Genomic DNA, 1,716 nt, shown 5'->3' with positions numbered 1-1,716 from the left:
ACTAGTTGCGGAAACCGTGCACCGGCGCCGGAATGAAGCCACCGCGGTTGATGAAGGTGGAGTTGCCTACCTGGTTAACCGGGATGACCGGAGCGTAGCCTAGAAGGCCGCCGAAGTTGACCTCGTCGCCAGCCTTGGTGCCAGGGGCAGGGATGACGCGCACGGCGGTTGTCTTATGGTTCATCACACCAATGGCGGCTTCGTCCGCGATCATGCCGGCGATGGTCTCAGCAGAGGTATCACCCGGGATGGCGATCATGTCCAAGCCCACCGAGCAGATCGAGGTCATGGCCTCCAGCTTGTCGATGGAGATGGCACCGGTGCGCACCGCATCGATCATGCCCTTGTCCTCGGAAACCGGGATGAAGGAACCCGACAGCCCACCCACGCGGGAGCAGGCCATCATGCCGCCCTTCTTGACGGCGTCGTTAAGCAGCGCCAGCGCCGCCGTGGTACCGTGCGTGCCCACCTGGTCGAGGCCCATGTGCTCAAGGATGTGCGCGACGGAGTCACCTAGTTCCGCGGTGGGGGCGAGGGAGAGGTCAATGATGCCGAACGGGACACCGAGGCGCTCTGAAGCCATTTCACCCACGAGCTGGCCTTGCCGATAATTGCGGAGCTTGAGGCGCAACTACGCAACGCTAGTGATTACCGAGAAGCAGCACCATAAAACGGACCTTCGTTACCTTCGTCGGGAGAGCGTGCTGCCATGGGGAGCCGTCTGGTGATGCTTGGGCCGGCTTACTGAGGAACAGGAGAGTATTGGGTGCCTCAATGAGGGGGCCCGGGGCAACAGCGCCGACATTCGAAAACTAGTAGGCCAACTCCTCATCCACCGGATAGGTTGTTCTCAGTTATCGGTGTCAGCCTTGTGAACTACGCTCCAGTCATACTGTGCGGTGGCTTCTACGATGAGGGCGGAAAGCGCTGGAGTATCCCCAAGGAAAAGTGCCAATGAACAAGAGGCTTCAAAGGCATGTCGCAACCTTGAACGTACAAACCTATAGCGGGTTCTGCTCTCCGCAATGCTTTGGCTGACGCTATAAATAGTCCGCATAGCCGCGATGATGCGCTGGAAGGCTTCTCTAAGTTCATTGTGAGACACACCGTGATAGCGATCGTGCCATTGAACGATATACTCGGCTGCCGTCACATCGATCGATGCCGTAGACAATTTGTGCCCGTGCTCCTGACGAATGGCGCGGGCCTGCGAGAGCTTTCGCATCGCGATCCGGTGATGTTGTGCGGCCTCATCAACATCGCTAGTGGCATGTGCAAGGCGTTGGTGTACGAAAGCCTGCTGTTGCAAGACATCAGAGAAGAAACAAACGTCATGTTGGTCGTACGCCAGGGCTGCACACGCTTCGAGGGTATGTAAAGCTTCATCGTGGCGGCCTTCTAGATGTAATCGGTGTGCCTGTATAAGCATTATTTGTTTGCTAACTTGCGGTTCAACCGTGACTATGGTTGTTCCAATTTGTGCGATAGCAAGCGAAACACTGCTAACCCACTCTGGATGTGCGCTCAAGAGACGCAAATAAGCGCGTGTAAGTTGCAGGGTTGGCGCGTGGTTCGGATCTTCGCCTATCAAAGGTTCTGCACGGTTGAGGTTTAGCTCAGCAGCGGCATAATCACCAAGCATCATTTCGGTTTGTGCCACTCCTAAAAGAACGATTCCAAGATGGGGTTGCCCGCAAATCGTGGACACGTAGTGGA

At 56.5% G+C, this 1,716-nt stretch carries 1 protein-coding gene and 1 pseudogene; both read right to left on the bottom strand.

Annotated features, from left to right (window positions below):
• Position 1: 1 nt before the first annotated feature.
• Positions 2–616 (bottom strand): annotated as a pseudogene (locus HMPREF2526_RS11580) (DUF711 family protein); the annotation flags it as partial.
• Positions 617–850: 234 nt separating this feature from the next.
• The coding region (locus tag HMPREF2526_RS11575; protein ID WP_210384422.1) for a hypothetical protein at positions 851–1,716 on the bottom strand (866 nt) is incomplete at its 5' end.

It is taken from the genome of Corynebacterium sp. HMSC070E08, assembly GCF_001808895.1.
GTDB lineage: Bacteria > Actinomycetota > Actinomycetes > Mycobacteriales > Mycobacteriaceae > Corynebacterium > Corynebacterium hiratae.
The sequence above is the reverse complement of the archived record's forward strand: the minus strand, read 5'-3'. Positions and strand labels throughout refer to the sequence as shown.